Source organism: Clostridium magnum DSM 2767, assembly GCF_001623875.1.
In the GTDB taxonomy this organism is placed as follows: Bacteria; Bacillota; Clostridia; order Clostridiales; family Clostridiaceae; genus Clostridium_AM; species Clostridium_AM magnum.
In genome coordinates, this window is the sequence record NZ_LWAE01000001.1 from 1,503,453 (window position 1) to 1,526,248 (window position 22,796).

General features: G+C 31.3%; 23 protein-coding genes. 22 read left to right on the forward strand and 1 reads right to left on the reverse strand.

Going from position 1 to position 22,796, the window contains the following annotated elements; genetic code table 11:
* The first annotated feature begins 3 nt into the window (after positions 1-3).
* The 9 genes from dprA (at position 4) to CLMAG_RS07360 (ending at position 9,798) form a co-directional block, all read left to right on the forward strand.
* Positions 4-1,092 carry a DNA-processing protein DprA gene (dprA, locus tag CLMAG_RS07320; protein ID WP_066620076.1) on the forward strand — a complete coding sequence of 363 codons (1,089 nt, stop codon included), beginning with the start codon at positions 4-6 and terminating at the stop codon, positions 1,090-1,092.
* A 147-nt stretch (positions 1,093-1,239) separates the two neighbouring features.
* Positions 1,240-3,396, forward strand: a complete 2,157-nt coding sequence (gene topA / locus CLMAG_RS07325) for a type I DNA topoisomerase (RefSeq protein WP_066620079.1) — start codon at positions 1,240-1,242, stop codon at positions 3,394-3,396.
* Positions 3,397-3,662: 266 nt separating this feature from the next.
* Positions 3,663-4,439, forward strand: coding sequence for a GTP-sensing pleiotropic transcriptional regulator CodY (gene codY / locus CLMAG_RS07330; protein WP_066620082.1), 777 nt, complete (start codon positions 3,663-3,665; stop codon positions 4,437-4,439).
* A 575-nt stretch (positions 4,440-5,014) separates the two neighbouring features.
* Positions 5,015-5,716, forward strand: a complete 702-nt coding sequence (rpsB, locus tag CLMAG_RS07335; protein ID WP_066620084.1) for a 30S ribosomal protein S2 — start codon at positions 5,015-5,017, stop codon at positions 5,714-5,716.
* Positions 5,717-5,791: 75 nt separating this feature from the next.
* Positions 5,792-6,712: a translation elongation factor Ts gene (gene tsf, locus CLMAG_RS07340; protein WP_066620086.1), complete on the forward strand. Its 921-nt coding sequence runs from the start codon at positions 5,792-5,794 to the stop codon at positions 6,710-6,712.
* Between the two features lie 89 nt (positions 6,713-6,801).
* Complete coding sequence (gene pyrH / locus CLMAG_RS07345; RefSeq protein WP_066620089.1) at positions 6,802-7,515, forward strand: UMP kinase; 714 nt, start codon at positions 6,802-6,804, stop codon at positions 7,513-7,515.
* Between the two features lie 20 nt (positions 7,516-7,535).
* Positions 7,536-8,093, forward strand: coding sequence for a ribosome recycling factor (gene frr / locus CLMAG_RS07350; protein ID WP_066620103.1), 558 nt, complete (start codon positions 7,536-7,538; stop codon positions 8,091-8,093).
* Between the two features lie 87 nt (positions 8,094-8,180).
* Entirely contained in the window at positions 8,181-8,954 is a 774-nt protein-coding gene (locus tag CLMAG_RS07355) for an isoprenyl transferase (RefSeq protein WP_066620109.1), read from the forward strand.
* Positions 8,955-9,000: 46 nt separating this feature from the next.
* On the forward strand, positions 9,001-9,798 hold the full coding sequence (locus tag CLMAG_RS07360; RefSeq protein WP_066620123.1) for a phosphatidate cytidylyltransferase: 798 nt from the start codon (positions 9,001-9,003) through the stop codon (positions 9,796-9,798).
* Positions 9,799-9,962: 164 nt separating this feature from the next.
* Here the strand turns inward: CLMAG_RS07360 and CLMAG_RS07365 are convergent, their stop codons facing one another.
* The gene (locus tag CLMAG_RS07365; protein WP_066620124.1) at positions 9,963-10,487 is read right to left on the reverse strand and encodes an amidase domain-containing protein; all 525 of its coding nucleotides are present in this window, start codon (positions 10,485-10,487) and stop codon (positions 9,963-9,965) included.
* Between the two features lie 246 nt (positions 10,488-10,733).
* Here CLMAG_RS07365 and CLMAG_RS07370 point away from each other — a divergent pair, with 246 nt between their 5' ends.
* From CLMAG_RS07370 to rpsO, 13 genes are all read left to right on the forward strand, one after another.
* Positions 10,734-11,885, forward strand: coding sequence for a 1-deoxy-D-xylulose-5-phosphate reductoisomerase (locus CLMAG_RS07370; RefSeq protein ID WP_066620126.1), 1,152 nt, complete (start codon positions 10,734-10,736; stop codon positions 11,883-11,885).
* A gap of 71 nt (positions 11,886-11,956) precedes the next feature.
* Positions 11,957-12,967 carry an RIP metalloprotease RseP gene (gene rseP, locus CLMAG_RS07375; RefSeq protein WP_066620130.1) on the forward strand — a complete coding sequence of 337 codons (1,011 nt, stop codon included), beginning with the start codon at positions 11,957-11,959 and terminating at the stop codon, positions 12,965-12,967.
* Between the two features lie 226 nt (positions 12,968-13,193).
* Positions 13,194-14,243 (forward strand): flavodoxin-dependent (E)-4-hydroxy-3-methylbut-2-enyl-diphosphate synthase, encoded by a 1,050-nt coding sequence (gene ispG, locus CLMAG_RS07380; protein ID WP_066620133.1) that lies wholly within the window; start codon positions 13,194-13,196, stop codon positions 14,241-14,243.
* A gap of 456 nt (positions 14,244-14,699) precedes the next feature.
* Complete coding sequence (rimP, locus tag CLMAG_RS07385) at positions 14,700-15,164, forward strand: ribosome maturation factor RimP (RefSeq protein WP_066620139.1); 465 nt, start codon at positions 14,700-14,702, stop codon at positions 15,162-15,164.
* 18 nt (positions 15,165-15,182) lie between these two features.
* A complete protein-coding gene (gene nusA / locus CLMAG_RS07390; RefSeq protein WP_066620142.1) occupies positions 15,183-16,286 on the forward strand; it encodes a transcription termination factor NusA in 1,104 nt (367 codons plus the stop codon).
* A 23-nt stretch (positions 16,287-16,309) separates the two neighbouring features.
* Positions 16,310-16,579: an RNase P modulator RnpM gene (rnpM, locus tag CLMAG_RS07395; protein ID WP_066620152.1), complete on the forward strand. Its 270-nt coding sequence runs from the start codon at positions 16,310-16,312 to the stop codon at positions 16,577-16,579.
* The gene (locus CLMAG_RS07400; RefSeq protein ID WP_066620154.1) at positions 16,569-16,883 is read left to right on the forward strand and encodes a 50S ribosomal protein L7ae-like protein; all 315 of its coding nucleotides are present in this window, start codon (positions 16,569-16,571) and stop codon (positions 16,881-16,883) included. The genes rnpM and CLMAG_RS07400 overlap by 11 nt, the downstream gene beginning before the upstream one ends.
* Before the next feature lie 17 nt (positions 16,884-16,900).
* The gene (gene infB, locus CLMAG_RS07405) at positions 16,901-19,000 is read left to right on the forward strand and encodes a translation initiation factor IF-2 (RefSeq protein ID WP_066620156.1); all 2,100 of its coding nucleotides are present in this window, start codon (positions 16,901-16,903) and stop codon (positions 18,998-19,000) included.
* Positions 19,001-19,141: 141 nt separating this feature from the next.
* Positions 19,142-19,507 carry a 30S ribosome-binding factor RbfA gene (gene rbfA, locus CLMAG_RS07410; RefSeq protein ID WP_066620164.1) on the forward strand — a complete coding sequence of 122 codons (366 nt, stop codon included), beginning with the start codon at positions 19,142-19,144 and terminating at the stop codon, positions 19,505-19,507.
* On the forward strand, positions 19,494-20,459 hold the full coding sequence (locus CLMAG_RS07415) for a DHH family phosphoesterase (RefSeq protein ID WP_066620171.1): 966 nt from the start codon (positions 19,494-19,496) through the stop codon (positions 20,457-20,459). Before rbfA ends, CLMAG_RS07415 begins: the two co-directional genes overlap by 14 nt.
* Before the next feature lie 119 nt (positions 20,460-20,578).
* Complete coding sequence (truB, locus tag CLMAG_RS07420) at positions 20,579-21,454, forward strand: tRNA pseudouridine(55) synthase TruB (protein WP_066620173.1); 876 nt, start codon at positions 20,579-20,581, stop codon at positions 21,452-21,454.
* A gap of 6 nt (positions 21,455-21,460) precedes the next feature.
* Positions 21,461-22,399: a bifunctional riboflavin kinase/FAD synthetase gene (locus tag CLMAG_RS07425; protein ID WP_066620175.1), complete on the forward strand. Its 939-nt coding sequence runs from the start codon at positions 21,461-21,463 to the stop codon at positions 22,397-22,399.
* Positions 22,400-22,514: 115 nt separating this feature from the next.
* Positions 22,515-22,778 (forward strand): 30S ribosomal protein S15, encoded by a 264-nt coding sequence (gene rpsO, locus CLMAG_RS07430; RefSeq protein ID WP_066620176.1) that lies wholly within the window; start codon positions 22,515-22,517, stop codon positions 22,776-22,778.
* The last annotated feature ends 18 nt before the right edge of the window (positions 22,779-22,796 follow it).

A 22,796-nucleotide genomic window follows, 5' to 3' on the forward strand; every position in this document is an offset into this window, starting at 1 on the left:
AATATGAATATATTTGATTTATGGTTTTGTTCAGTAAAGTTATCTAATAGAATAAAGATTGAATTGATGAAGAAATTTAATAGTATAGAAGATATATGGAATTACGGTTTCGATGTTGATAAAAGATCATTATTTGATTATGATGATAAAAAAATAAAGTGTTGCTTGAAAAAAGCATGGGATAAAATAGAATTTGAAAGTTTACTAAAAAAAACATTAAATCAAGGAATTGAAACTGTAAATTTTAATGAAGATAAATATCCTAGAGAGTTAAAAAACTATGATTACTCGCCTTCTATATTATTTTATAAAGGAGATATAAGTAAACTTAATGAGAAATATAATGTTGCAATTATAGGCTCCAGAGACTGTAGTGTTTATGGAAAAAATTCTGCAAATTTAATAAGCAAAGAGCTTTCGGTAAATAATATAAATATAATTAGTGGAATGGCTAGAGGTATAGATACCTGTGCCCATAAAGCTTGCTTAGAAACCGGGGGATATACTTGTGCAATATTAGGATCTGGTATAGATGTGATATACCCAAGGGAGAATAAGAAAATATACGATATGATTTTAAATATCGGCTGCATAATATCAGAGTTTTTGCCAGGGACTAAGCCATTTAATTATAATTTTCCTGTAAGAAATAGAGTTATAAGTGGCTTGAGTAATACTATAATTGTTGTTGAAGCAGGAGAAAGTAGCGGTTCACTTATTACCGCTAATTTAGCTGTTGAACAAGGTAAAGAAGTAGTTGCTCTACCAGGTTCGATTTTTTCTAATCAAAGTAAGGGAACAAATAAATTAATAAAGGATGGAGCATATCCTTTCACTGATTTTGAAGATTTATTTGCCTTTTTAGGTATTAAACATATAGGTAATAGCGAGAAAAATATAAGCAGATTAGAGGGGATAAAAAAGAAAATTAGTGATATTATTAGTGATACTCCAATACATATAGATGACATATTTGCGAGAACTAATATTGACATAAAACGATTATATGAGTTATTATTTGAATTGCAGCTTGAAAATGTAGTAATATGTATCTCAGGTAACTATTATGTAAAAGTGGGAAGTACAGTATAGCTATGCTAATCTAATAAAATAAGGTATATTTATTTAAATAGAGAATAGTATTTATTAAATATATAGAAAATAAATAATATTATAAATAGTTTTAAAACAAGGGGGTGCAAAAACTCTAGTGACGGTAGGAGTTTACTGGGGTATAAAATGGGACAAAAATTGGTTATAGTAGAATCACCGGCAAAGGCCAAAACCATAGGAAAGTATTTAGGGAAAAATTATGTGGTAGAAGCGTCTATGGGGCATGTTAGAGATCTTCCCAAAAGTCAATTGGGAGTTGATATAGATAATGAATATAATCCTAAATATATAACTATAAGAGGAAAAGGGGAATTGCTAGATAAGTTAAAAAAGGAAGCAAAAAAAAGTGAAAAGATATATCTTGCTACTGACCCTGATAGAGAAGGAGAGGCAATTTCATGGCATTTAGCGCATGTACTTAAGTTAAAAGAGGGAGAAAAATGTAGAATAGAGTTTCATGAAATTACTAAAAATGCTATTAAGAGTGCGATTAAATCTCCAAGAGAAATTAGTATAAATGTAGTTGATGCACAGCAAGCAAGGAGAGTTTTAGATAGATTAGTTGGCTATAAAATAAGTCCAATATTATGGAGTAAGGTTAAATGGGGATTGAGTGCTGGAAGAGTTCAATCTGTAGCACTTAGACTTATATGTGATAGAGAAAAAGAAATAGTAAGTTTTACACCAAAAGAATATTGGACGGTAGAATGTGCTCTAAATAAGATCAATGATAAAAAAGCCTTTATTGTTAGGTTAACAACCTTAAAGAAAAAGAAATTAGAAATAAGCAATAAAGAAGAAGTTGATAAAATTATAAAGGATTTAGAGTGCGCGGAGTTTATAGTAAAAAATATTAAAAAAACTTCTAAGAATAAAAATCCTCTACCACCTTTTACAACAAGTACATTACAGCAAGATGCATATAAAAAACTGAATTTTGCCACTAAAAGAACAATGTCAATAGCTCAACAATTGTATGAAGGTATAGACATTAAGGGACATGGAACCGTAGGTCTTATAACATACATGAGAACTGATTCAGTCAGAATATCCGAAGAGGCACAAGCAGCTTGTAGGAGTTTTGTATCAAATAAATTTGGCGAGGAATATATTCCAAAAGATCCTAGAAACTTTAAGGGTAAGAAGAATATACAGGATGCCCATGAAGCAATTAGACCAACGAATGTTGAGATAACTCCAGAGATTGCAAAAGAAAATTTAAAAGACGAACAATATAAGTTATATACTCTAATTTGGAATAGATTTGTAGCTAGTCAAATGTCATCCTGTATAATGGATGTTACATCAGTAGATATTGTTAATGGAGAATATGGATTAAAGGCTAGTGGGTCAATAGTGAACTTTGATGGATTTATGAGAGTTTATGAATATGCAACAGATGAGGAAAAGGAAGATATTAATTTGCCAAAATTAGAAGATGGTGAAAAGCTTATGAAAAAGTCTATAGATGAAAAGCAGCATTTTACTCAACCACCAGCTAGATTTTCAGAAGCTACTCTTGTAAAAACACTTGAAGAAAACGGAATTGGAAGACCAAGTACCTATGCTCCTATAGTTTCTACGTTACTAGATAGAAAATATGTGGAAAGAGAGAAGAAAACTTTAAAACCAACGGAACTTGGAGATATCGTAAATACTATTATGAGCGAATATTTTAAACAGATAGTAGACGTAGAATTTACTGCTGAAATGGAACAAAAGCTGGATAATATAGAAGAAGGAAAAGAAAACTGGAATAAGGTGGTTGATCAATTTTTTTCACCTTTAAAAGAAGCTATAGATATAGCTGAAAAAGAGATCGCTAAAATTACAATTGAAGACAAGGTTACAGATATTCTTTGTGATAAATGTGGAAGAAATATGGTTATAAAACATGGAAGATTTGGTGATTTTCTTGCATGTCCTGGATATCCGGAATGTAAGAATACTAAACCTATAGTTGAGGAATTAGATGTGAAATGTCCAAAATGCGGAGGTAAGGTTTTAATCAAGAAAAGCAAAAAGGGAAGAAAGTTTTATGGATGCAGCAATTATCCAGAATGTGATTTTGTAAGCTGGTTTGAGCCTGTAGAGGAAAAGTGCCCTTCTTGTAATAGTTATATGGTGAAAAAGTTTAGTAAGTCAAAAGGTGACTATTTACAATGTGCTAATGATGAATGTAAACATATAGAAAATAGACCTGCTAAAAATACGGATGAAGAAAATGACAATAAAGAAGTAAATATCAATATAGAAATAGTAAAAAATGAAGGAAATAAATAATTTTTTAAAAGAAAATAAAAAAAAATAATTAATATGTCGAATTTTATAAAGATAATGTTGAAATGTAATAGCTATTGTGTTATTATAATTAAAGAATAGGAAATAATTCTAAATATTTTAAAAAGTCTAAATTATCGGTAGGATGATGTTGTTTAGCAAATATCAATGATATTTGCTGCGTATACTCTTGATATAGGTCATAGACGCAAATAAAAATATAAAATAGAAGTTATTAGATTATAAATAAATAGTGAGGTGGGGTACAAATGACATCATTGTTAAATAAAACAAGAATGTTAAATAGAATACTACAAAAAACAGGGACAGAGCCAGTAGTTTTTGATGATATATGTAACTTATTAAGTGATGTATTAAGCTGTAATGTTTATATTATAAGCAGAAAAGGAAAAATACTAGGCTATAATTTTTCAGCAGGTTTTGAGTGTGATATAGTTAAAGAAAAAGTTATAAGTGAAATGAGGTTTCCAGAGCACTATAATAATAAGTTGTTAAATGCTCATGAAACTCTTTCAAATTTAACAAGTCAAAATATTTGTGTATTTGAAGAAGAAAAAGATTGTGGAATTCCAAATAAATTAACAACCATTGTACCTATAATTGGTAATAGAGAAAGACTAGGAACTTTATTACTTGCAAGATTTGATGAATCTTTTACAGATGAAGATTTAGTTATATCAGAATATAGTGCTACAATAATTGGGTTAGAAATATTAAGATCTAAGCAGGATGAAATAGAAGAAGAAGCAAGAAAGAAGGCAGTAGTTCAGCTTGCTATAGGAACACTTTCCTATTCAGAACTAGAGGCTGTAGAACACATTTTCAATGAGTTAGATGGAACAGAAGGCTTACTTGTAGCATCTAAGATAGCAGATAAAGTTGGAATTACAAGATCCGTAATAGTAAATGCATTAAGAAAATTTGAGAGTGCAGGGGTTATTGAATCCAGATCTTTAGGTATGAAAGGTACTCATATAAGAATACTTAATGAAAAGTTGATAGATGAACTGAAAAAAATAAAGTAGTATAATACTATGAGGATATAGTATTAAATTGACTGAAGAGAGTTTGTTTAATATTCTAAGTACTCTATACTATATGAATAAAAAAAGGTTAAATTAAATTAATATTTAATTTAACCTTTTTTTATTCTGTCTAAGTTGATTTATCCGATGACTACCAGCTCCAGTACTCCTATCTTTATACGGAGCTCCTCTTCATATGTCAGAGGAGTACTCACAGAGCAAGCATCATCATCAAATCATAGATTTGAGATGTCTGCTTTACCGATTTATAAAAAATCATAGATTTTGATTCGCTGCTGAACTGGAATTTTATCTAAATTGGTATAAATATTACTGTAATAATAATAATATATATATACAAAGTAATTAATTATCTGTTATTTTAAGGATCTTTCATATAATAATTCTAAATTTAGCTATGTAATTTCAAAAATGTTGTTGAATAGCTTTAATGCTTATGATATACTACTTAAGGTAAGAAAATACGCACATTACCCAATTCGTAAAATGGTGCCTAAAAAGGTATTTTATGAATATGACGGTAATGGAGGAAAAACCTAGGAGGGAAAAATATTATGTCAGTTATTTCAATGAAACAATTATTAGAAGCAGGTGTTCACTTTGGACATCAAACAAGAAGATGGAACCCTAAGATGGCTCCATACATATTCACAGAAAGAAATGGAATCTACATAATCGATTTACAAAAAACAGTTAAAAAAGTAGAAGAAGCTTATGATTTCATTAAGAGTGTTTCTGAAGAAGGAAAAGATGTTCTTTTTGTTGGAACTAAGAAGCAAGCTCAAGAAGCAATTCAAGAAGAAGCTGTAAGATGCGGTATGCACTTTGTTAACAATAGATGGCTTGGTGGTATGATGACTAACTTCACAACAATCAAGACAAGAATAAGCAAATTAGAAGAATTAGAAAAGATGGAAGAAGATGGAACTTTTGAAGTTCTTCCAAAGAAAGAAGTTATTAAGCTTAAGAATGACCAGGAAAAATTAGAGAAAAACTTAGGCGGAATCAAAGAAATGAACGCAGGCAACATAGGAGCATTATTCGTTGTTGACCCAAGAAAAGAAAAAAATGCTATATCAGAAGCTAAAATTCTAGGAATACCAGTTGTAGCTATAGTTGATACAAACTGTGATCCAGATGAAGTTGATTTTGTTATACCTGGAAACGATGATGCAATAAGAGCTGTAAAATTAATAACAGCTAAGATTGCTGATGCTATAATAGAAGGAAGACAGGGCGAACAATTAGCTGAATAATTTGTTGGGGTAGATAAAGATAATAAATCTCTTTATTTACCTCTTAAATTAAGTTAAAATTAGGAGGAATCTACGATGATAACTGCACAGATGGTAAAAGAGTTAAGAGAAAGAACTGGAGCAGGCATGATGGACTGCAAGAAAGCTTTAAGTGAAGCTAATGGGGATTCAGAAAAAGCTGTAGAAATATTAAGAGAAAAAGGATTAGCAGCTGCAGCTAAAAAAGCAGGAAGAATAGCAGCTGAAGGATTAGTTAAGACTTACGTTTCAGAAGATGGAAAAACTGCTTCAATAGTAGAAGTTAACTGTGAAACTGACTTCGTAGCAGTTAATGAAGACTTCGTAACATTTGCTGATAATGTTGCAAAACAAGTAGCAGCAACAAAGGCTATTGCTATAGAAGAATTAGTAGAAGAAAAATACATAGCTGGAACAGATAAGACTGTTCAAGAAACTGTAAATGAATTAATAGCAAAAATTGGTGAAAACATGGCAGTAAGAAGATTTTCAAAACTTGCTGTAGAAAATGGTACAATTGCAAGCTATATTCACGGTGGTGGAAGAATAGGCGTTCTTGTAAAAGTTGAATGTGAAAAAGATAGTGATGTTTTAGCTGCAGTAGCTAAGGATGTAGCTATGCAAGTTGCTGCAACTAATCCATTATTCTTAAATAGAGATGCTGTAGATAATGAATCATTAGAAAAAGAAAAAGAAATTTACAGAGTTCAAGCATTAAATGAAGGAAAACCAGAAAAAATCGTTGAAAAAATGGTTGTTGGAAGAGTTCAAAAATACTACAAGGAAAATTGTTTAGTTGAACAGGTTTATGTAAAGAATCCTGATTTAACTATTGAAAAATACCTTCAAGAGAAATCAAAAGAAGTAGGTGCTCCAATAACAGTAGCTGCTTTTGTAAGATTTGAAAAAGGTGAAGGAATTGAGAAAAAAGAAGAGAACTTTGCTGAAGAAGTTCAAAAGCAAATGCAGGGTAAATAGTAACTGAAGAGGGAACACAGTGTGTTCTCTTTTTTTAAAGTATAAACCTTAATATGTGTGTAATTTTTGACAATTTGGAGGTATAATATATGTATAATGCTAAATACAAGAGAGTTATGCTAAAACTTTCAGGTGAGGCTTTAGCTGGAGAAAAAGGATATGGTATAGATTTTGATGTTACTAAAAAAATAGCTGAAGAAATCAAATCACTAGTAGATATGGGAGTAGAAGTAGGAGCTGTTGTAGGTGGTGGTAATATCTGGAGAGGCAGAAGTGGAGAAGGAATGGATAGAACTACTGCTGACTATATGGGAATGCTTGCCACTTGTATAAATGGTTTAGCTCTTCAAGATTCATTAGAGAACATAGGAGTAAACACTAGAGTTCAAACTGCTATAGAAATGAAAGAAGTTGCAGAGCCTTTTATAAGGAGAAGAGCAATGAGACATTTAGAAAAAAATAGAGTTGTTATTTTCTCAGCAGGTACAGGAAATCCATATTTTTCAACAGATACTACAGCAGCTTTAAGGGCAGCTGAAATAGAAGCTGATGTTATACTTCTAGCAAAAAAGGTTGATGGAGTATATGATAAAGATCCTCATAAATATGATGATGCTAAAAAGTTTGATAAGTTAAATTATATTGAAGTACTTGAAAAAGGTCTACAGGTAATGGATTCCACTGCAACATCATTATGTATGGATAACAGCATACCTATTTTAGTATTTGGTTTAGATAATCCAGAAAACATAAGAAAAGCAGTTATGGGAGAAAAAATTGGTACACTAGTTTCTAAGGAATAAAAGATAAGGAGGCATTTTCTATGATTAAAGACATTTTAAAAATTGCAGATGAAAAAATGAATAAGACAATTGAATCACTAAAGAGAGACTTAGGTTCTATGAAGGCTGGAAGAGCCAATCCTGCTATGTTAGATAGAATTGAAGCTGAATATTATGGAGCTATGACTCCACTAAATCAATTAGCAAACATATCAATTCCAGAACCAAGGATAATTGCTATTCAGCCTTGGGATAAAGGTGCATTCAAAGCAATTGAAAAAGCTATACTTAAATCAGACCTTGGAATTAACCCATCAAGTGATGGGGAATTAATAAGACTTATTATACCTGAACTTACAGAAGAAACTAGAAAAAATATAGTAAAGAATGTAAAGAAGGCAGGAGAAGATTCAAAGGTTGCTATAAGATCAATAAGAAGAGATTGTAATGACAAAATTAAGGCTTTAAAGAAAGATAGTGACTTATCTGAAGATGAAATTAAAAAGGCTGAAGATGATATCCAAAAAAGAACTGATAATTTTATTAAGGAAATAGATAAAATAGTTGACGCTAAAGAAAAAGAAATTATGTCAATATAATATGAATTGTTTTAAACCTGCGAATTCGCAGGTTTTTGTTAGCAATAACAGAGAAACTTTTATAAAATTATGAATGGAGAATGGCATATGTTAAATTTTTTTAGTTCCAAAAAAAGTAATCAGAATTATACTAATGAAGGTAATATAGACTTAAAGAATATACCAAAGCATATAGCTATTATAATGGATGGTAATGGCAGATGGGCCAAGGAAAGAAGACTTCCTAGGACAATGGGACATAAGGCTGGAGTTGAAGCCATAAGAGAAATAGTGAAGGAATGTAGTAATATAGGAGTTAAATATTTGACACTATATGCATTTTCCACGGAGAACTGGGTAAGACCCAAAGACGAAGTTAGTGCTCTAATGAGTTTGCTAATGGAATACTTAAAAAAAGAGTTTCGTGAATTAGATTCAAACAATGTTGTTATAAACCATATTGGAGATATATCAAAATTACCTCAGGTATGTCAACAGGAATTAATAAATGCTTACGAAAATACAAAACATAATACAGGATTAGTTTTAAATTTAGCTTTAAACTATGGAGGTAGAGATGAACTAGTTCGTGCTTTTAAGTTAATGCATGAAGATATTATAAAAGGGAAAATAAATGAAAATGATATAAATGATAATACTCTGTCCAATTATTTAGATACAAAGGGTATGCCTGATCCAGACATAATAATAAGGCCTAGTGGAGAGCAAAGACTTAGTAATTTTTTATTGTGGCAGTGTGCTTATTCTGAATTTTGGTATTCTAATATAAAATGGCCAGATTTTAAAAAAGAAAACTTACATAAAGCTATCTATGATTACCAAAATAGAGATAGAAGATTCGGAGGAGTTAAACAAAGTTAGAGATATATGACTAAGTCTTGAAAATATAAGCTTAGGAGATGATAAAATGAACAACAGATATATAGGGGCATTAATAATAGCTCCATTTCTCATACTTTTGTTTTTAGGTGGAGTATACTTAAAATATGGAGTTATGATACTGTCTTTATTGGGAATGCACGAATTTTATAAGGTAATAAGGGAGAAGAATATTAATGCTATAAGCTCAGCGGGCTATTTATTATGTCTTATATATTATATAACCTTGAGTAACGATATTAATTATAAGCTTATATTTTTCATTTTAGTAATTACGGTCTTTATAATTATGTGTATTCCTGTCTTAGATATAAATTATAATTTTATAGATATTTCAGTAACCATACTGGTATTTCTATATGTTGCCATATTCTTTAGTTTTATAGTTCTAGTTAATAGTAAAGTTAATGGAAACTATTTAGTTTGGATAATATTTATTTCTTCATGGCTTTGTGATACTGCTGCTTATTATGCAGGCAGATTCTTTGGTAAAAAAAAGTTATGTCCTGCAGTAAGTCCTAAAAAAACTGTAGAAGGATCTATTGGAGGAATTTTAGGCAGTGCTATAGCTTGTGGCATATTTGGATTTATAATTAATTCTAAGGGTATAGAAATACCGATATATCATTTTTTAGTAATAGGTATAGTTTGTGGAGGGTTTTGTCAATTTGGAGATCTTGCAGCATCTTCTATAAAAAGACATGTTGGAGTAAAAGATTATAGTAATTTGATTCCAGGTCATGGAGGAATTCTAGATCGATTCGATAGTATACTTTTTGCTTCGGTAGTGGTGTATTACTATTTAACATTTGTAGTTGGAATTTAAAGATTTGAATGAAATGGAAACGTGAATCAGATGGAAGTATTAGATCAGGTAGTCACGGGATAAAAATAGAGGGCGGATTAGCTTAATGTTAATCTAAACCCTCTATTTTTTATATTATACATCTTGCTGTGAGAAATGTACTCTAATGATGTAATTTTTATGGTTTAAATGCTTATTTTTAAAAAACGTAATTTAGATGCAGGCCAGGAACTTGAATAGGGGATGTTTAAAGCTTCGAAAGAATGATGAGATATCAAAGGTCGGTTAGATGAAAAAGATGTTACTATTGCTGAGTGGAATACACTACCTTTGTTGTCTTGGAAAAAGATTAGATCTCCTAGTTGAAGTTCTGAAATATTTTGAACTTCTAATCCCTTAGGGCCGTAAAAATTTGACTTCTGGTTTACTTTTAAATACCAATAAAGAGAATTTGCTACTGTCCAAGAAATAGACCAAGTATCATTTTTTGAATTAATCGAATTACGTTTATACCACCAAGGGTTTTGTCTACTAAAATTCATGGGTGCTCCACCGGCTTTTAAACATTGAGAAATAAAATTGGCACAATCACCACTGCGATCATTAACTAATGGGAAATATCTGTAAGACTTATTTGGTTTAAGAGCATATTTTATGGCATAGGCTACAGCGTTGTTTCTATTATATTGATTTTGTCTAAATAAATACATAATAATCTCCGTAAAATTGCTATAATTATATTTTATGTACATTTAATAAAAATGTTAATAATAAACATAAAATTTATAGCATATTCATAAATAAGACTAGTTATCTCGTATACTATAGCTAATAAAGGTGTTTACTTTATTTTATTTGATAAATATGCTATAGTTAATCATGTTAAAAATTTCATGGCAAAAGAGAAAACTCATTAAGTTAAAGATGAAGTAAAACTGGAATTAGGAGATGTTAGAATGAAAAGACTTACAATACTTGGTGCAACAGGTTCCATAGGAACTCAGACACTTGAAGTGATAAGAAGAGAGCAAGAGAACTTCGAGTTAGTAGCTGTTTCAGCTAACAATAATTCTAATAAAATTATTGATATAATTAATGAATTTGCACCACTCTATGCAGTATTAACAGAGAAAAAAGCTTATGAAGAAGTAAGAAAATATTGCCTAGATAATAATTTAAAATGTAAAATATTATTTGGGATGGAAGGTCTAAATACTATAGCAAGTTTACAGGAGGTGGATATTGTTGTAACTTCCGTAGTTGGAATGATAGGGTTGGTACCTACTCTAAAGGCTATTCAAGCGGGAAAAGATATTGCTCTAGCAAACAAGGAAACATTAGTGGTAGGAGGAGAATTGGTTATTTCCGAAGCTAAAAAACATAATATAAAAATACTACCAGTGGATTCAGAACATGGTGCTATTTTTCAGTGTCTTCAAGGAAATAAAAAATCAGCTGTAAGTAAGATACTACTTACAGCCTCAGGTGGACCTTTTAGAGGTAAGAGAAAGGAAGATCTTTTAGAGGTTACAGTTGATGAGGCCTTAAAACATCCTAGATGGAATATGGGAAAGAAAATATCCATTGATTCTGCTACGCTTATGAATAAAGGACTTGAGGTTATAGAAGCTCATTGGTTATTTGATGTTAAGTATGATGATATTCAAGTACTGGTACATCCTCAAAGTATAATACACTCTATGGTGGAATATAGAGATGGAAGTATCATAGCTCAGTTAGGTAGTACAGACATGAAGCTTCCTATACAATATGCACTTAACTATCCTAATAGAGAGCAGGCGGTAGCAGATAGATTGAATTTCTATGATATGGAAAACCTAACCTTTGAAAAACCTGATATGGATACTTTTACAGCTCTTAGGCTTTCTTATGAAGCAGGAAAAGTCGGTGGGACAATGCCAGCAATATTAAATGCCGCTAATGAGGCAGCTGTAGAATTGTTTTTGGGTAAAAGAATTAAATTCTTAGAAATAGGAAACATATTAGAAGAATGTATGAATAAATTTGAAGTTCAACAGAGCTATGTTTTAGAAGATTTATTGGAAATTGATTCTAAAGTTAAAAAATATGTTAAAGATAGATTCTAAGATCAGGAATGGTTCTAAGGAACTTGTAAAAAAACAAGAATAACTTTAAATACAGTTGGGAGGAATATTACTTGTATATTATAATGGCAATTTTGGCCTTTGGTGTTTTGGTTATAATTCATGAACTTGGTCATTTTACAATGGCAAAGCTTAATGGGGTGAAAGTTGAAGAATTTGCCATAGGAATGGGACCAAAGCTTTTGGGAATAAAAGGAAAGGAAACACAATATTCTATTAAATTATTACCTATAGGTGGATATGTAAAAATGCTTGGAGATGAGGGTGAAAGTAGTGATCCAAGAGCCTTTAATAACAAAAGTCCATTACGTAAATTAAGTATAGTTATAGCTGGACCTATAATGAATCTTATTCTAGGTATAGTTCTTTTTGCAATAATAGCCAGTATGAGAGGCTATCTATCTCCAGTAGTTGAAAAAGTAGTGCCAAATCAACCAGCAGACGTAATGGGAATAAAGGCTGGTGACAAAATAGTAAGAGTTAACAATTCAAAGATTTCTACCTGGGAGGATTTTGTAACAGTTGTATACACTGCTAATGGAAATCCTTTGGATATAACATATATTCGTAATAATCAAACTAATACCACAAAAGTTGTTCCAGTAAAAGATGCTGAACAAAATAGATATGTAGTTGGAATATATCCAACTACTGTAGAAAAGCCTACAGCTTCTCAATCAATAACATATGGTTTTGTTGAAACTAAATCACTAATTAAGCAGACTGGTAGTTTTTTCAAGACTATATTTAAAGGAAAAGCCTCAGTTAATGATGTTGGAGGACCTTTGACAATAATAAAATTCTCTGGAGCAGCAGCTAAAGCTGGAATTTTAAGTCTTATGGCTTTTGCTGCATATATAAGTGTACAGCTTGGTATATTTAACATAATTCCTTTTCCAGCTTTAGATGGAGGATATATAATAATGTTCCTATTTGAGCTGATTACAGGTAAAAAGCTAGATGATAACAAGGTTGGAATTATAAACTATGTGGGATTCGCCATTTTAATGACATTAATGGTTCTAGTAACAATAAAAGATATATTGTATCCTATTAAGATTTAGCTTGAAGTGAAACTTGAATCACATGAAGTCTGGAATTTATCTGATTTTTAGTGGAACGAATCCAGTAACGTAGCAGCTCAAAACCTACATTACAAAAATGGCGGTATTAGAGCGGGCAGTCATCGGACAGAATTTGAAAGTGTTTAGTAGTCTTTAGACAATAGATTGGGAATGAAGATTAGATTAGATATTTTTCATTCCCAATTTTCGTGAAGGAGTTGATATAGTGAATAGAAATAAGACTAAAAAAATTAAAGTAGGAAATACATATATTGGTGGAGATGCAGATATAACTGTCCAATCTATGACTAATACAGATACTAGAAATGTTCAAGAAACTATAAGACAAATAAATCAACTAGAGGAAGCTGGTTGTCATATAATAAGGTGTGCAGTCCCAGATATAGAAGCTTGTGATGCATTAAAAGAGATAGTAAAATATATAAGCATTCCATTGGTGGCAGATATTCATTTTGATTATAGACTGGCACTTAAGTCTATAGATAATGGAGTTTCAGCTCTTAGAATAAATCCGGGCAATATTGGGAATGTTCAAAAAGTAAAGGAAGTAGCAGAAGCTGCTAAGAATAAGAATATACCTATAAGAATAGGAGTTAACTCTGGATCATTACAAAAAGACATACTAGAGAAATACGGTACAGTATGTCCAGATGCTCTTGTGGAGAGTGCACTAGAACATGTTAGAATTTTGGAAAATGTAAATTTTGATGATATAGCTATATCTATAAAATCTTCTAATGTAGTACAAATGATAGATGCATATAGAATTATATCTAAAAAAACAAATTATCCCCTCCATTTAGGTGTTACAGAAGCAGGAACTCTTTGGAGAGGAACTATTAAATCAAGTATTGGTATAGGAACTCTTCTAACTGAAGGAATTGGAGATACTATAAGGGTATCATTAACTGGTGATCCAGTTGAAGAAGTAAGAGTTGGTAGGGAAATATTAAAGTCTGTTGGGTATATAAATGAAGGGATTGAGTTTATATCTTGCCCTACATGTGGAAGAACTCAGATTGATTTAATAAAGATAGCAGAGGCCGTTGAAAAAAGATTAGCAAACTACAATAAAAACTTAAAGGTTGCAGTAATGGGATGTGTGGTAAATGGACCTGGAGAAGCCAGAGGAGCAGATATTGGTATAGCAGGTGGAAATGGCGAGGGTCTTATCTTTAAAAAAGGTGAAATAGTTAAAAAGGTAAGAGAAGAGGATTTAGTTGAAGAATTGATTAATCAAATTAAAGACATGTGAATTTGATTACTATGTGGCATATATTATGATGGCAGTAAAAATATCATACTTTAAAGTTTGTTATTCTAAAGGGTATTATGCTACATATTTTTAGGATAAAAAGAAAAATGGATGAATTTTACGTTATGGGGAATAATATTACTCATAAGGATAAAGGGCTTCTAACTATCCTGAAATTTTCCTATGGGATCCACAAGATAGAAACAAGATTTTTTCTTGACTTTTAAACAATGCTAACTTTTTCTTGAAATAACTAATGTAGTATGCTAGAATGAATGTAGTAAATCTACAGAAGTTTGTTTAACAGGGAGGAGTGGGTTTGGACCCGCTCTTTCTATTTGCAAAAAACGCAGCGAAAGTTGCGTTTTTAAATTAGCCTAATATTTTGAGCTATATTCTTATATACAGTCATTTTTTATTTAAAATTGCAGAATATATACATAAGGAGGGATTATGATGAGTAAAAATGCTTTAATAGATAAACTTGTAACCTTAGTAAAACCTATAGTATCAGGATTAAATTATGAATTATATCACTTAGAATTCGTAAAAGAGGGAAATGAAAATTACTTAAGAATATACATAGATAAGGAAACTGGTGGTATATCACTAGAAGATTGTGAAAAAGTTAGTAGAGCAGTAAGTGAAATGCTTGATGTAGAGGATCCAATAGTAGAAGCATATTACTTAGAAGTTTCCTCACCAGGAATAGATAGAACACTTTATACAGAGGAACATTTACAAAAATACGTTCAGTCAAAGATTCTAGTGAAATTATCTGGACTACTAGATGGAAAGAAAAAGTATGAAGGAGAGCTAATAGCATTTGACTCCGAAGAACTAAAGATTAACAGTGAAGGGCACGAAGTTTCTATTCCAAGGAGTAAGGTTTCGAGCGTGAATTTGAGAGGCGAACTTTAAGGGAGGGTATATTAGGAAATGAATCAGGAATTTATAGAAGCCTTAAAAGAAATAGTTAAAGAAAAAGGAATTAGCGAAGATTTGTTATTTACAACAATAGAAGATGCATTAGTTGCAGCATATAAGAAAAACTACGCTAATTACGGAGGAAACAATCAAAACGTTAAGGTTACAATGAATAGAGAAAATGGAGAAATTCACGTTTACTCCCAGAAAAAAGTTGTAGATGAAGTTTATGATGAAATAAATGAAATAAGTTTAGAAGAAGCTAAAGAAATAGATCCTAACTATGATATTGAAGATGTTGTTAGTATAGAAGTAACTCCTAAAAAGTTTGGAAGAGTTGCGGCACAAGCAGCAAAACAAGTTGTTATTCAAAGAATAAAAGAGGAAGAAAGAAGAATTATCTATAGCGACTTTGCTGAAAAAGAAGATGACATAATAACTGGAACAGTTATTCGAAAGGATAAAAATAACGTACTTGTAGATTTAGGAAAGACTGAGGCTGTGCTTGGTCCAAATGAGCAAATGCTTGGAGAGAAATACAATTTTAATGATAAAATAAAGCTTTATATAGTTGAAGTGAAAAACACAACTAAGGGTGCTCAAATTGTAATTTCAAGAACTCATCCTGGTCTTATAAAGAGACTGTTTGAACTTGAGGTGCCTGAAATATTTGATGGTACAGTTGAAATAAAGTCAATAGCTAGAGAAGCAGGATCCAGAACGAAAATTGCAGTAGCTTCTAACGATGAAAATGTAGATCCAATGGGAGCATGCGTTGGACCAAAAGGGGTAAGAGTACAAAATATAGTAAATGAACTTAAAAATGAGAAAATAGATATCATTAAATGGAGTAAGCTTCCTGAAGAATATATAGCTAATGCCCTAAGCCCTGCTAAAGTGGTAGATGTAACATTAGATGAAGAAAGCAAATTTGCTCAGGTTGTAGTAGATGATAATCAATTATCACTAGCTATAGGAAAAGAAGGTCAGAATGTAAGATTAGCTGCTAAACTTACAGGTTGGAAGATTGATATTAAAAGTAGATCACAGGCTGGAAATAATCCTGAATTAGTAGTTGAGGACGATATTCAATTAATATCTGAAGAAGACATCTAATTTTAGATGAGGTGGTGTTTAAAATGAAGGTGAAAAAGGTACCACAGAGAATGTGTACAGGATGCATGGAAATGAAGCCTAAAAAAGAACTAATAAGAGTAGTGAAAAGTACAGAAGGTGACATTTCTGTGGATTTAACTGGAAAGAAAAACGGCAGAGGCGCTTATGTTTGCAGAAATATTGAATGTCTAGAAAAAGCTTTTAAGGCAAGAAGACTTCAGAAAAATTTAGAGGCTCAGATAAGTGACGAGATTTATAGCCGATTAAAGGAAGAAATTGATAATGAAAAATAAATTTCTTCAATTTTTAGGCCTAACTAAACGTGCAGGAAAACTTTTGGAAGGATATAATAAATGTGAGGATGCAGTAAAAAGAAGGGCTGTTCATTTAATAATACTATCTTTAGATGCATCTGAAAACACAATAGATAAATTCTCCAAATATAGTACTAAATATAAAGTGCCTTTGTTACAAGGATATAGCAAAGAAGAATTAGGCAGTGTTTTGGGTTTAGATGAAATAAAAATTCTAGCTATTTCTGACAAAAAAATGAGCGAACGTTTGATTTGTCTATGGAAAGAAAATGAGGAACTTTAGTTTCGGGGGTGAATGTTTTGTCAAAAATAAGAGTTTACGAGTTATCCAAAGAATTAGGTATATCAAGCAAAGAATTGATTACAATTCTTCAAGAAGAGTTTGGTGTAGAAGTAAAAAATCATATGAGCGTAGTTGAAGAGGAAGATGCGGAGTTAATAAAAGAACTTTTTGCGGAGAAAGAAAAAGAAAAAGAAAAAGAGGAGCAGAATGAAAATGAAGCTCCTAATGAAGACATAAAGGAAAAATATGAACATTTAGTTGATGTAAATTCACAAAAGAACCGCAAAAAGAATAAAGGTAAAAATAAAAATAGAAATGAGGAATCTACTATAATAGAAGAAAAAGAAGATAGAGTTGAAGAAACAGTTATTGAAATGGATGAAACAATAACCGTTAAAGAGCTATCTGAAAAATTAGAAAAATCATCTACAGAAGTTATTAAACAACTGATTTTTATGGGAGTTATGGCAGGTATAAATCAAGAAATAGATTTTGAAACTGCAGAAAAATTAGCAGAAAAGTTCGAAGCTATAGTAGTGAAAAAAGAAAGCAATGAAGAAGAAGAAGTTGATCTTGAAGAAGATGTTGATGATGAAGCAAATTTAGAAGATAGACCACCAGTTATAACAGTTATGGGGCATGTTGATCATGGTAAGACTTCATTATTGGATGCCATAAGAAAGTCTAAAGTTACTGCAACAGAAGCAGGTGGAATTACACAGCATATAGGAGCATATACAGTAAACATTAATGAACAAAAGATTACATTTCTAGATACTCCAGGACATGAAGCTTTTACAGCAATGAGAGCTAGAGGCGCTCAGATAACAGATATAGTTATTTTAGTTGTAGCAGCAGATGATGGAATAATGCCACAAACTGCGGAAGCTATAAACCACTGTAAAGCAGCTAATGTACCAATGGTAGTAGCGATAAACAAGATGGATAGACCAGGTGCAAATCCTGATAAAGTTAAGCAAGAATTAACTGAATATGGATTAGTATCTGAAGACTGGGGTGGAGATGTAATATGTGTTCCAGTATCAGCTCATACAAAAGAAGGTATTGATACTCTACTTGAAATGGTTCTTTTAACTGCAGAAATGTTGGAATTAAAAGCAAATGCAAATAGAAATGGTAAAGGAACTGTAGTAGAATCTAAGCTAGATAAAGGTAGAGGTGCTGTTGCTACATTACTTGTTCAGAATGGTACAATAAATGTAGGGGACTCAATAATAGTAGGTACTACTTATGGTAGAATTAGAGCTATGTTTGATGATAAGGGTAAAAAGATTAAATCAGCGGGACCTTCTATACCGGTGGAAATACTTGGATTGTCAGAAGTTCCGGCGGCAGGTGATAGATTCCATCAAGTAAAAGATGAAAAGACTGCAAGGGACATGGCAGAGAAGAGAAAAGATAAATTAAGAGCTGAATACTTACAATCAACACATAAAGTTTCGCTTGAGGACTTGTACAGCCAGATAAAAGAAGGAAAAGTAAAAGAATTAAACATAATTGTTAAAGCTGACGTTCAAGGTTCTATAGAAGCTATAAAACAGTCACTTCAAAAGTTATCTAATGATGAAGTTAAAGTTAGAGTTATACATGGAGCAGTTGGAGCAATAACGGAAACTGATGTAACATTAGCATCTGCATCTAATGCTATAATTATCGGATTTAATGTAAGACCAAATGACAATGCGGTCGCTATAGCAGAAAAGGATGCTGTGGATATTAAGACATACAGAGTTATATATAATGCTATAGATGATATAAAGTCAGCTATGGTAGGTATGCTTGAACCAGAATACAAAGAAGTAGTTCTTGGAAAAGCAGAGGTTAGACAGGTTTATAAGATATCTAACGTAGGTACAATTGCAGGATGCTACGTATTAGATGGAAAACTTACTAGAAATAGCAGTGTAAGAGTTATAAGAGATGGCATAGTAATATTTGAATCAGAACTTGCATCTTTAAAGAGATTTAAAGATGATGCAAAAGAAGTTGCAAGCGGATATGAATGCGGTCTTTCAGTAGAGAAGTTTAATGATTTAAAAGATGGAGATATAATAGAAGCATTTACTATGGAAGAAATTAAAAAGAAAGAACTATAGTAGTAATTGGGAATGGAAAATTGGGAATGAAAACCACAGTCATTCCTCATTTTCCATTCCTAATTCATATAATCTTGACTAAAAATAAAAAAAGAGAGTTAAAATATAATTATAACTTTTACTAATACGGGGTGAGAATTTATGGCTAAATATAGAAGTAATAGAATAAATGAAGAAATGAGAAAAGAAGTAAGTAGTATAATTCAGAATGATATAAAAGATCCTAGAATAAGTGCTATGGTTAGTGTTACTAAGGTAGATGTAACAAAAGACTTAAGATATGCTAAGGTTTATGTAAGCCTTTATGGGAATGAAGAATCTAAAAAAAGTACTTTAGATGCCTTAAAGGGATCATCTGGATTTATTAGAAGAGAGATTGGTCATAGAATAAATTTGAGATACACACCAGAGATTATTATGGAACTAGATAACACAATAGAACAAGGTATGCATATTGATGAACTTTTACACAAGATAAGGGAGAAAGAACATCATGATAATGAATAATATATTAGGTAAAATAAAAGATAGCAATAGAATTGCTATTACTTTTCACACATCACCTGATGGAGATTCATTGGGAAGTTCTTTAGCTTTGATGCAAGGACTACAAAAGATAGGGAAAGAAGCTTATATACTTTCTAAGGAAGAGATTCCAGTAGATTTTAAGTTTTTGCCTTGTTCTGATAGGATAGATGGAAAAAGGTTTACAATAATTCCGGGAACTGAATGTGTTATAGTACTAGATTGTGGAGACACAAAAAGGATTAATGCTGATTTAGATTTTAATAATAAGGATTATACCATAATAAATATAGATCATCATATGTCAAACGATTTATATGGTGATTTAAATTATGTAGATACTAATGCTTCTGCCATGTCAGAAACTGTTTACCAAATGCTTCGCATTATGGGGATAAAAATAGATAAAGACATGGCTACATGTCTTTATACATCTTTAATTACAGATACAGGTTCCTTTAAATATTCAGGAACAACTTCTGTCACTCATACAATAGCTGGCGATTTAATTAATACAGGCATTGACTTTAGTGAAATTCATAGAATTGTTTTTGATAACAAAAATTTTCAAACAATAAAATTACGTGGTAAAGCTATTGAGAAAATGGAACTTATTGATGAAGAAATTTGTATAATGGCTATTGCTAAAGAAATGATTTCGGAGCTTGGACTTGATTCTGAAACTGCGGATACTTCTGATCTAATAAATATAGGTATGCAGGTAAGTTCTGTTGAAACTACAGCACTTATAAAAGAAGCGGATGATGGTGTTAAAGTAAGCCTAAGATCTAAATCAAAGGTGGATGTAAGAAAAATTGCCGAAAACTTTGGTGGTGGTGGCCATATAAGAGCATCCGGTATGAGATTGGAAAATAAGACTATTGAGGAAGCTAAGGAATTAATAGTTACTGAATTAAAAAAATCATTAAAGTAAAGAAAAATATAATATTAAGTTGGTTATCCATATGAAACAAAATAACAAATTACATATATTATACTGAATAGTTATTTTGAAGATGTGGTATATAAATATAAGAAGAAGAGTTGATAAGTATGGATGGAATATTAAATATTAACAAGCCAACAGGCATGTCTTCATTTGATGTTGTAAGAGTAGTAAAAAAAGCAGCAAAAACGAAAAAAGTAGGTCATACAGGTACTCTTGATCCCGAGGCATCAGGAGTACTACCTATATGCATAGGTCGTGCTACAAAGCTTGTGGATTATATAATGAGCGACTATAAAATATATGAAGTAGAACTTAAGCTTGGAATTACTACTGATACATATGACAGGGAAGGAAAAGTGCTTCAAACCTCAGAGGTTAACTTGTCTGAGAATGACGTTAAAGAAGTAATTAAAAGCTTTGTGGGAGAAATAGACCAGGTACCACCTATGTATTCTGCACTAAAGGTAAATGGTCAGAGATTATACAACCTAGCAAGACAGGGAATAGAAATAGAAAGAAAATCGAGAAAAGTACATATTTATAATATAGATATATTGAGTGTGGATTTACCAGTAGTACATTTTACAGTTAAATGCTCCAAAGGTACCTATATAAGAAGCTTATGTTATGATATTGGTGAAAAATTGAAATGTGGTGGAACTATGTGGAATCTGAAGAGAACACAAACAGGAAGCTTCAACATTTTAAATTCTATGGAGCTTGATCAATTAAATGTTGATAATATACATAACTACTTAATTCCAATGGATAAAGCTTTAGAAAGTTATCCTAAAGTTGTAATAGATAAGAAATATGAAAAACTTATACTTAATGGTGTCAATGTTAAAGATAATGCTATAATAGGTAATATAGAAACAAATAAGTTGTATAGAGTTTATCTTGGAGAAAATGACTTCGTTGGAATTGGAGTAAAAAAAGATTTTGGCTTTAAAATGACAAAATTATTAGTTCAGGGGTAGTTTATTATGATTATTTTAGAAGATAGTCTTACAAGAGATTTACATGATAGGACGTATATTGCACTTGGAAGTTTTGATGGACTTCATATTGGTCATATGAGTCTCATTAGTAAAACTGTTAAGCTTGCAGAAAAAAATAATGCGAAGAGTATGGTTTTCACTTTTAGAGACCATCCCCTTGCTACTATTAATCCAGAAATATCACCTAAACTTATTATGGATAATAATTCTAAGTTAGAGGTATTAGAAAAGTCAGGATTGGATATAATAAGTATGGTAAACTTTGATAGAGGCTTTATGCAAATGTCTCCAGAGGATTTTGTAATTAACTTAGTAAAGCATTACAAAGCAAAAGGGTTAATAGTAGGTTTTAACTATAGATTTGGATACAAAAATCTTGGAGACGTAGAATTGCTAAAAAAAATGAGTAACGCTTATGATTTTTCTTTAAATATAATAGAACCAGTAAAATATAAAGGTCAGATAGTCAGTAGCTCCTTTATCAGGAACATAATAGTAGATGAAGGGGACATGAAGAAGGCTAACAAATTACTTGCAAGACCTTTTATGATACAAGGGAATGTTGTAAAAGGAAAGCAATTAGGAAGAACCCTAGGGTTCCCAACTGTAAATCTTGATTATAATAAGCGATATGTTCTTCCCAAAGGTGGTGTTTATTATACTGTAGTTGAACATAAGGGAAGAATATTTAAAGGAATAACTAATGTAGGGTACAATCCTACTACTCATGATAACAAGTTAAATATTGAAACTCATATTTCAGATTTCAATGAAGATATATATGATGAGCATGTAAAGGTATATTTTATTGAAAGAATCAGGGAAGAAAAAAAGTTTAATTCATTAGATGAATTAGCGGAACAATTAAAGAGAGACAAGATATATGCAATGAAGCAAAAGCTAGAAATTAATTTCAAAATTTAATTTACAATTTTATTTTTATTTGTTATAATTACAATCGTGATCCTTATACTAAGAATACCGACTTGCCGACGGCTTTCTTGGAATACAGGGGATTTAACAATCGGAGGTGTATACAATGGAAAAGGCAATGAAAGAAGAATTAATGAAAAAATACGCAAGACATGAAGGTGATACTGGTTCACCAGAAGTGCAAATAGCACTACTTACTGAAAGAATCAATCACTTAAATGATCACTTAAAGGTTCATAAGAAAGACCACCATTCAAGAAGAGGTCTTTTAATGATGGTTGGTAAAAGAAGAGGTCTTTTAAACTACTTAATGGCTCAAGATATTGAAAGATATCGTACAATTATTCAGCAGTTAAATTTAAGAAAATAATTTTAGAGCGGCTCAAAA